Raw genomic sequence first — 9,647 nt, 5'->3', positions numbered from 1 at the left:
TTACGGTTTCCCCTGTACCACCACTATTCCCTTACTTACCACGAGACCAATGCTTAATTATTTATATATTTATTTTTTTATGAGCGAGAAACTTGCTTGGGGCTTGTTACACCTTCCCGGACGTGGGCTTTCCTTGAGCGGGTTGGTTCTAATGCTCGCTTCAGTGAAACATGGAAATGTCCCTTGTGCTGTACTTATACGGGGATTGTCCACCCAGTTCTTCTACAAATAAAAAGACCGGGGAGAGGTATCGTAGATACGTTCCCGATTCTATAGTGTAATCCATCAGTCATACATAGTCTGACAACCTCTTCCCCTTATCTTATACAGTTACTAAATATAAAAATGAGTTGTAAACTGCAGTAACAGGAAACACTACTATACCTTACGGTTTCTCCTGTACCACCACCATTCCCTTACTTACCACGAGACCAATGCTAATTATTTATTTATTTATCTTTTTAAGGGCGAGTACCTTGCTTGGGGCTTGTTACACGTTGCTGGACGTGGGCTTCCCTTGATTCGGGTGGTTCTAGTACTCCTTCACTCATAGTGATACTGGAACGTCCCTTGTGCTGTACTTATGTAGAATTACCCACCCCATCCTTCTCCAAATAAAAAAACAAGGAAAGACATCGTAGATACGTTCCCGATTCGATAGTCTAATCATCGGCCTCAACTTAGTCTGGCTCCCACTTCCCCATTTCTGAACATTTTCAAATTGTAAGTGAAAGTGAAACTTTATAAACGGGAGTTACAGGGAAACAATAAGACACCTTACGGTTCTCCTATACACCACCCTTTAGTGATCATGCTTCTTTATCCCCGTATAGCACTTTACTGTCATACATTGGTAGCCCATACTCAGGATAAACAAGTACCCCCGGTATCTGATGAATCCATTTGATATGACCTATTCCTAATTATATTTATTTTCATGGGAGAAACCACTTGAAGCGTTATACACGTTATGGGTGTAGGAATTCATTGATTGAATTGATATCAGATTGAATCCCTTTAGATAGAGATATGTTAGGGACATATCTATTACTATACTTATTCATTAGTTATACACCCCGTAAGGGGACCTGTAATCCCCTCAGGGTACATCTATAAGACTACAATTTCTAAACAAAAAACCCCGTGAATACATCCATATACCGGATATACTCACGAGGCTGTGTGCAAACTTTTTTCTTCTTAGGCAGACTTTTTTCTCATTCTGCAAACTTTATTTTAATTTGACATAGTTACGTGTTTCTTCGCTTTTCTGTACCCTAAATACAAAGTAATTCCTATACCTTCTTGAGGTCACAAAACAGAATATGGCAATTGTTATATTCACCGCATAAGGCAAATTAACATAAATTAATATGAATTTTATTAGAAAGAAGGTATGTGCATTGTATTACGATGATTTGTATTATTATGAAGAAAACAATATTGAACAACTTGACTATCCAGATAGACAATATTCAGGTGGGATTATCGCACTACCACCAATCGGAGGAGGACAATATCCAACCCCTATGGGACCACCCCCTGCTTTTTCATCGCCTATTCCTGCTTGGCAATCTGGTCCCAGTGGAATAAGGGGTTGTTATACCGTAACACCTATATATGATTAAGGAATGGTAGTAGTTTTTGGTTCTTTCCAACTTTTGTATACCGTTTCATATTAAGTTAAAATCCAATCTTAGTTAAAAGTCCATTAATTACATAATTGGTGATAACTTCAACTTCATCTTCATCTTCCAAATTTTCTTCTTGTAGTAAAATATGTTTCATTAATAAATAACCAACAATAGTTGATAATGTTAACCTGAATGCAACTTTAGGTTCAATTTCAGTAAAATCCCCCTCTGTTTGCATTTTTAAATAGATATTTCTAAACTCCCTATTGATTCCCGTATAATAACCTAATAAATATGGTTCCCAGTTTGCCTTCTGAAAAGCAAACTCTTGCAAAAGGATTTTTATAATAGGCGTGTATCTTTTTACAAATTGATATTTATTCCTAGATAATTTTTTAACAAAGTCTTTTAAATTATTATTCTCATAGTCAGATGGATTAGTAAGATCATCTTCATCAAGGTAAAAGTCAGTCAATCTTATAAGAGTTCTATCCATGATAGTTTGTAGTAAATCATTTTTAGTATGATAGTATCGAAAAATAGTACCTTCAGCCACTCCTGCCTTAATAGCAATCTCTCTAGTCGATGTGCCAGAAAATCCATTCTTCGAAAAAGTAAGAATTGCTGCTTCTATTATTCTTTTCTGTTTATCTGTTAGGTTCTCGCCTGAAAATAATTCTTCTACCATATCGGAAGTAGTCATAATGCACCTCCTGTAAGTTGGAAACAAAAAACCGGTTTATGTTTAACCAGTTTTTTTGTCTTGCTGCCACACTTTTATAAATTTGCTTTTAATGATTGTAAATGATGATTTAAAATAACCTTCTTCTCTTCATGAGTTAATTCAAAATAAGGGGCACCATTGATAAACAGCACATTACTTAAAAGGATTCCTCCAATTTGCTGAGCAACCAATTCGACATTAGCATTAATATTCATACAATCAAAGTGAAGTTGGATACCTTTCTTTAATCCATTGAAAATTAATACGGGAAAATTCAGGTCATTAGATAAGTTTCCCATCAGGCTTTCTGCGAGAAGCATTTTAATCATTTTATGATTTTTTGATAAGGTTTCTAGACGGTCATCTAATATTTTCAAAAAGAATGAATCAGTATTTTCTTCTGCAATTTTAATAATTTTAGTTTGAAACTGGTTTTCTAAAACCTTTTTTATTACAGTTTCAAACAAATTTTGTTTAGTGGAAAATTTACGGTACAAAGTTACTTCAGCAACATCTGCTTCCTTGGCAATCTCTTGGGTAGTTGCTTGGAGAAAACCCTTTTTAACAAATACATTTATTGCTGCTCGAATTATTTGATCTGTTTTATCTCTCAAATTACATTCACCCCTATATCCCCTGCGTTTCCATCGGTATTTTTACTTTAATAAACTTATCAAGAATAATTAAAATTGCAGGCATAACAATTATGGTACTAATTAGTGCAAAGAAAACATTCAATAATGTCATCATACCAAAATTGCTCAATATAACGAAGTCCGATACTAATAACGCACTAAAACCACCAATTACCGACATTCCTGATGCAAAAACAGATTTACCAATTTTTTTGTTTGCCATAATAATGGATTCATAACTCGATAGACCTTTCTCACGCTCTTCGTAAAATCTTTCCATGATTAAAATGGTAAACTCGGTACCTATTCCAATAATTAAAGCCCCAAGCGTCGCTGTTAGCGGCGTATAATGAATATCGAATAAATACATAATTCCACCAGACCAACCTATTATAAACAGAATCGGAAGTAACGGTATAAATGCCTTTACTGGATGACGATAAATTACTAATAACCCAAGAAACACAAGTCCAATACCAATTAAAGTCATTTTATGTCTACCCGTAGTTAATGAAGAAACCATTTCAACGTCAAGAACAGATTTACCAGTTACAGTAGTTGATACAGAGTCTGCTTGATTTTGAGTTACAAAAGATTCTAAATTACTAATAAAACTTTTCAGTTCACTTGCCTCTAAGTGCTTAATACCAACAGTAATAACCCCTTTTGTTTTACCTTCGTTGATAAAAAGTTTTAATTGATCCTTCGGCATATTATTAATTATTTCCACTGAATTTTCAGGGAGTTCCCCATTGTTTGTTTGTTTTAAAACACTTGTAATAGACTTTGTATCTACCACTACATTTGGAAACTCATTCTTCAAAGACTCCGTCATGGTATCTGTCCACTTAATTGTATTATCTTCTAAAACATTTTTTCCACTGTACATAATAGAGACTTGATCTGTTGTCCCTAAAATATCTCTTAATTTATGAATATCCTTTAACTCTTGGTTATTTTGTGGCATAAACGTCTCAACATCAGTCTCCACACCTGTATTCAAATCTCCCCAAATACCAATGCCTGATGTTATGATGGCAAGTATAATAACGAGCCATTTTAATGAAACAACCTTCTTTGTTATTTTTTCAAGAATAACATCCGATTTTGCCTTGCCATGCTTTTTATTAATTTTGCCTCCTTCCTTGGGAAAAAAGCGATCTCTAGTAAATAAAATTGGTATTAATATGAATAAACCAACCACAAAACTAATCCCTATACCAATAGTAAGCATTTTTCCAAAGTCTTTAATCATTGGTACTGGTGATGTAAACAGTGCTATAAATCCTAGACCCGTGGCAATAATTGCTGTAAAAACAGCAGGAACCATATGTTTTAAGGTATTTTTTAAACTAGTTATACTCTGTTTTTGTATTTTATTTTTCATTCAGTTTCACCCTCTTTTTCCATTTCTTCAGTATAACGGCTTTGAAATTGAATTGCATAATCAATTCCAAGCCCTATTAATATCGGAAATACAGCCATTGAAACCATTGTCATAGGAATGCTTAACCATCCCATTAATCCAATCGTTGCAATAACCGCAAGCATAATCACAATAAGTGGGAGTAGTCTCCACTTCACTTTAAAAATGACAGTCAACACGATAATCATAAATAATATGGACAACCCCATCATTTTTTTCATACTATCTCTCATTGATGTTCGAATCGAATCGTCTAGTACAGGCTTACCTGACACCAATGTGCTCACTTCACTTAGTTCATTGTTATTTAGGTGATTTTGTATTGTCCCTGCAACTTCGCTTTTGGTTGAATCATTCACTCCACCCTTAAATTTCACAATCATTAACATATTATTTTCATCTGCCATAACTCCACTAAATATATCCCTTAGATTGCCGTTATCATCATAGATCATTTTATTCAATGTTTTCTGCGTCTTTGGGAGTGCAGGAGTCATGTTATCGGAATAGGCGATCATTGTATTTAAATTTTCACTAATAACAATTAATTGGTTTCCCATTTCGGAAAGACCATTAGCAAGTGTTTTTAATTCATTTAACTGGGTTGCCTTTTTTGAGTTTAGTTGATTCATAGATGATATTTGACCATTAAGTCCTTGTTGCATATTACTTAATCCAGTGATTGTATTTTTAGGGACTTCATTTAATTTTGCGCCTTTTTCCGATGCTACTACCATTTGTTTTGATAGTTCTTCCAATTGTTTTGTCATTTGGCTTAATTGTTGAAGTTGTTTTTGTTGCTCAGGTTTTGTTAATGATTTTCCTAATTGGTCACTTAAATTTTTCAAGTTTATCGATGCTTGATATAGTTGATTTCCTATATTAGAATAGCCAGTCACTAATTGTCCAGTACCATCTGATAATTTTTTCTGACCCTCAATCATTTTACTTATTCCACTATTTAGATTTTCAAAATTTAGTTCTAAATTATCGTTGCCTTGATTACCCCCAATATTTTTTCCAAGTTTATCACTAATCTCTTTTAAGGTTGTGCCCATTTTTTCTAAACCTGCTGTTACATCATTTAATCCTTCTAAATATTTCTCAGATTGTTTTACAGAAATTTGTTGAATCATTGTATTCGGGCTAATAATTGTATAGATTTCATCATATGCATTTAGTTTTTCTTCTAATTTCTCCATGTGTTGAATGGACTCTATGGTTAATAAGTCTTTTGGGTTTTCACTCTCATATAAAACAATAATGGATTCTCCACCGAATTCTTTTTCTAATTCCAAGTTATCTTGAAAAGCCTTTGTGTCTTTTTCAATTAATGTCTCATTCCCGGTAGCAAGGTTTACGCTAGCAGCACCTATCGCCAAGACAAATATACTTACAATAGACAAAAGGATTAATTTCATAGAATTATTTTTAATTAACACAAATATACGATTTAGCACTTTCATGTTCTTCCTCCTTTTATGTTAGTTAGCACAAACTTACATTTAATGTTCACTGTTCCTTTAATGATTACTTTTAATAACCAGTTTATATTGTATGTTAGTGATAACTTACAATAAATATATTTTATTATTCATTAACTGTCAACTATTCTAAATGAGATATTAAATAAATTTCATGTAGAAGTAACTTTTTATAGAAATAACCATGATTTTGCAGACCAAAAAGAAAGATCAATAGCAGATAATATTATTCACGCCATTGATCATTTTTTATAAATCTTATTTCCACTATGAAAATAAGATTTAAAATTATTATTCTTTTAGTGTCTACCTTCTGTCTGCATTCTTCTATAACCATAATGTTTAATGGTATATGTAGCAATTATCCCAAAAACAAAAAAAGCCAAAATGCTTGAAATGACTGTACTTGTTCCTGCCTCCCAAGGTAATTTTACTTTTCCTTGGGCAGCATTTAAAGGAATAACAATTGCCCAGATTATCCCTCCCCAAATGATACCAATAATAAACGTCCCTAAGTCTTGTAAGACCTTTGCTTTTCTTATGATATTTAACAGGAGATAACCAGCAATTTGACCGGCACCAATGTGAAGAAGTAACTGTACAAAAGTTAGTTTGGCCCCCATATGTGAAATACCCATTTTCTCAGCCATCATTACAATCCCTGCTTGAATTAAAGAACCGATTAAAAACCCTAATGAATATTTTAAATACATATCTCTTTCCTCCTTGTTATCTTAGATTTAATCAAAACAAATATTAATATTCATCTAAAATAAAAAAATCTCGAAGGAAAAAGGAATTTTAGGGGATATTGATACTTTCCAAACAGGAAAATTTCTTTATGAGACAAATTAAAAAGGGATACTTTCTTCTGAAGTCTGCTTTATATTGGAGTATTAAATATTACCCGTATCATGTCATTATACGGTCCACTAAAAGTGTTTTCTTAATTCTTATTGCCATTTGTTCTGGAAAATTATCATACAATACTCTTGTCAATGCATCCAATTAGACGTTGTTCGGTATCCTTGGGAAGTATTTTGGAATCCCCTCCTTCATTTTGGGGGATTCGTACATGACAAAACTATAAAGAAAACTAATGATTTTTTGCTTTTTCCAAATCCTAGAGCAAAATATCTACCCAAATCTTAATAGAGGTGCCCAAGATTAGTAATGCCAAAATCCATTGAAGAACTTTAGTGTTCACTTTTTGACCCAATTTTGCTCCCAATGGGGAAGCAACTAAACTTGCAACAACCATAATCAGAGCAGGAAGTAATTCTACTTGTCCAGTCGAAACCTTACCTACTGTAACACCAATAGAAGAAATGAAAGTAATGGCCAGCGACGATGCGATTGTCATACGCGTTGGAATTTTAAGCATAACGAGCATAATTGGTACTAATAAAAATGCCCCCCCAGCACCTACGATTCCTGCTGCTGCTCCTACAATTAACGCGGCTATCCCTGCCAACCATTTATTAAATGAAACCTGCGCTGGTGGTATGCCTTCTCTACCCCTTTTTGGTAAAAACATCATAACGGCTGCTAACAAGGCTAATATCCCATATACAAGGGTAATAGTTTCTTCTGTCATCATTTTTGACCCATAACTTCCTATGAAACTACCTAATAATATACTTATACCCATGTACGTAATTAATGTTCGATTCAAATACCCACTTTTCCTATAGGCCCATACTCCACCAATGGTTGCAAAAAACACTTGCACTCCCGTTATCCCAGTAACTTCATGGGCACTTAATACACCTACACCGACTAGTGGAGGTATATATAATAACATTGGATAATTAATGATCGCTCCCCCAATACCAGCCATTCCTGAAATAAATGAACCTATAAATCCTAGGAGGAAAATAGTTATTATAAATATAAAGTCCACTCTTACACCCACTGTATGGGAAAAGGGAACCACTTTAGTTCCCTTTCAAAATTGGATTACCCTTTTTTAATCCAGAACTTTAGTACACCTTCATCTTCTGTGTCCTTAAGCAATTCATGACCACCTGATTTTGCCCATGCAGAAAGATCACTTTTTGTCCCTTTATCTGTAGCATGAATTTCTAAAATCTCTCCTACTTCTAATTCATTGATTGCCTTTTTTGTTTTTACAATTGGCATTGGACATGCTAAACCTTTTGCGTCTAATACTTTTGCTATGTTCATGTTAAAACTCCTCCTAGTAGATTCATATTTTACTTATCGAACTGCACAACGGTTTGGTCCGATTTCCATTTCGCGTTGTTTTTCTTCATCTGGACTGATTTTACCCATATTCGTTTCACGAATTTCCTGATAGGAATTTGGTTGTGGCGGTAAGTTTTCAGTCACTAATTTTCTAAATTCATTTTCGTCTTCAATATTTAAACCATGATTTTGTTCAAAAAGGGTTCCTAATTTTTTAGAAACACTGCCATCTTCGTTTAATTCATCAATAATCATAAAATGAGCGGGAAGAACAATAAGTTCCTCTGATAATTTCCTATAACGTTTGTAAAGACTTTCTCTCAAATCGGTTACCCAGTCTTCTGCCTTACCGGCTAAATCGGGTCTACCAATAGAATCAATGAATAAAATGTCACCTGAAAGTAAGAACTTTTCATCTACAACAAAAGACGTTGATCCAATCGTATGACCGGGAGAATATAAAGCGTGAATATTAATTGTTGTATTACCAATTGTTACATCTATACCACCCTCTAATGGTTGATACTCATATGTGACTTCTATTGCATCCTTTGGAGGTAGCCAGTACGTAGCATTGGTTTTTTCTGCAATTGCTCTTCCACCTGAAATATGATCCGCATGTAAATGTGTATCAAATACATGTATAATTGTTGCATTAATATCTTCAGCAAACTTAGTATAGATATCTGTCATTCTTGTTGCATCGATAATTGCAGCCTCACCATTTGAAACGACCATGTATGATAGACAACCTTTTCCAATACGAACAAATTGATAAATCTCTCCACCATCTTTTAAATTCCCCACTTTTATAGGCTCTAAGTGTTCGCTCCATGCCTTCATACCACCTTTTAAGTAGGCAACATCTAAGCCTTCCTCAAAAAGCATATCAGCAATCATGATGGATGAACCCTCTTTGGCACAAACAACTAAAATTTCTTTGTCAGATGGAACTTGACCTAAAATACCCTCCACCCCATCTAATAATTCAAAATATGGTACATTTAAATACTTTTTGGGGATAGACGTCCAATAAATATTGTTGAGTTTGGAATTCTTTATCATGGCGTTGAGACAAATATTACTGGTATGCAACTGATGACGGGTTTTGCCCAATGTGCCAAGGATAAAGAAGTAAAAAACTATTTTATTAAAGGGAAAGAACTTTCAAAGGAAATTATTAATGAGACGGAGCAAATTCTTCTTCAAAATGATATTCAACCACCAGCCACTCCGGGAGGAACCATTACAAGTTCACAAGACGCTCCTTTTTCCGAAAGGCTTATGATGTATTGCACATATCTTTTATGTAACTTTAGTATTGGTGGTCATGGTTTTGGTACTGGTTTCAGTTTACGTAAAGATTTGAACGCAAAATTAATGACATTCGGTAAAGATACGTATGAATACATGCGGGAAGGTGTTTCAATTATGATTTCTAACGGATGGTTAGAGGAACCTCCTAGAATGGATGTTAATAGCCTAGATAAGAATAATAATTAGTGAATATGGTGAAACGGAACTTCCACCTCATAC

10 protein-coding genes are annotated in these 9,647 nt (G+C 34.1%); 2 read left to right on the top strand and 8 right to left on the bottom strand.

Annotated elements, in window-relative coordinates; genetic code table 11:
* Nucleotides 1-1,403: 1,403 nt before the first annotated feature.
* Nucleotides 1,404-1,628, top strand: coding sequence for a hypothetical protein (locus DFR59_RS19975; RefSeq protein ID WP_147278282.1), 225 nt, complete (start codon nucleotides 1,404-1,406; stop codon nucleotides 1,626-1,628).
* 55 nt (nucleotides 1,629-1,683) lie between these two features.
* Here DFR59_RS19975 and DFR59_RS18505 read toward each other — a convergent pair whose 3' ends face one another.
* The 8 genes from DFR59_RS18505 to DFR59_RS18470 form a co-directional block, all read right to left on the bottom strand.
* Entirely contained in the window at nucleotides 1,684-2,337 is a 654-nt protein-coding gene (locus DFR59_RS18505; protein ID WP_114747145.1) for a TetR/AcrR family transcriptional regulator, read from the bottom strand.
* Nucleotides 2,338-2,411: 74 nt separating this feature from the next.
* Nucleotides 2,412-2,972, bottom strand: a complete 561-nt coding sequence (locus DFR59_RS18500) for a TetR/AcrR family transcriptional regulator (protein WP_114747144.1) — start codon at nucleotides 2,970-2,972, stop codon at nucleotides 2,412-2,414.
* 13 nt (nucleotides 2,973-2,985) lie between these two features.
* Nucleotides 2,986-4,380 carry an efflux RND transporter permease subunit gene (locus tag DFR59_RS18495; protein WP_114747143.1) on the bottom strand — a complete coding sequence of 465 codons (1,395 nt, stop codon included), beginning with the start codon at nucleotides 4,378-4,380 and terminating at the stop codon, nucleotides 2,986-2,988.
* Complete coding sequence (locus DFR59_RS18490; protein WP_114747142.1) at nucleotides 4,377-5,885, bottom strand: MMPL family transporter; 1,509 nt, start codon at nucleotides 5,883-5,885, stop codon at nucleotides 4,377-4,379. The genes DFR59_RS18495 and DFR59_RS18490 overlap by 4 nt, the downstream gene beginning before the upstream one ends.
* 317 nt (nucleotides 5,886-6,202) lie before the next feature.
* A complete protein-coding gene (locus DFR59_RS18485) occupies nucleotides 6,203-6,616 on the bottom strand; it encodes a hypothetical protein (RefSeq protein ID WP_114747141.1) in 414 nt (137 codons plus the stop codon).
* A gap of 410 nt (nucleotides 6,617-7,026) precedes the next feature.
* Nucleotides 7,027-7,806 carry a sulfite exporter TauE/SafE family protein gene (locus DFR59_RS18480; RefSeq protein WP_114747153.1) on the bottom strand — a complete coding sequence of 260 codons (780 nt, stop codon included), beginning with the start codon at nucleotides 7,804-7,806 and terminating at the stop codon, nucleotides 7,027-7,029.
* 56 nt (nucleotides 7,807-7,862) lie between these two features.
* Complete coding sequence (locus DFR59_RS18475; protein ID WP_114747140.1) at nucleotides 7,863-8,090, bottom strand: sulfurtransferase TusA family protein; 228 nt, start codon at nucleotides 8,088-8,090, stop codon at nucleotides 7,863-7,865.
* A gap of 33 nt (nucleotides 8,091-8,123) precedes the next feature.
* On the bottom strand, nucleotides 8,124-9,176 hold the full coding sequence (locus tag DFR59_RS18470) for an MBL fold metallo-hydrolase (protein WP_114747152.1): 1,053 nt from the start codon (nucleotides 9,174-9,176) through the stop codon (nucleotides 8,124-8,126).
* Here DFR59_RS18470 and DFR59_RS18465 point away from each other — a divergent pair.
* Nucleotides 9,120-9,614, top strand: a complete 495-nt coding sequence (locus tag DFR59_RS18465; RefSeq protein WP_114747139.1) for a DUF3231 family protein — start codon at nucleotides 9,120-9,122, stop codon at nucleotides 9,612-9,614. The genes DFR59_RS18470 and DFR59_RS18465 overlap by 57 nt on opposite strands.
* Nucleotides 9,615-9,647 lie beyond the last annotated feature (33 nt).

The sequence above is a fragment of the Falsibacillus pallidus genome (assembly GCF_003350505.1).
Taxonomy (GTDB): Bacteria; Bacillota; Bacilli; order Bacillales; family DSM-25281; genus Falsibacillus; species Falsibacillus pallidus.
Note: the sequence above shows the minus strand (reverse complement) of the source record. Positions and strands in the feature narration are given on the sequence as shown.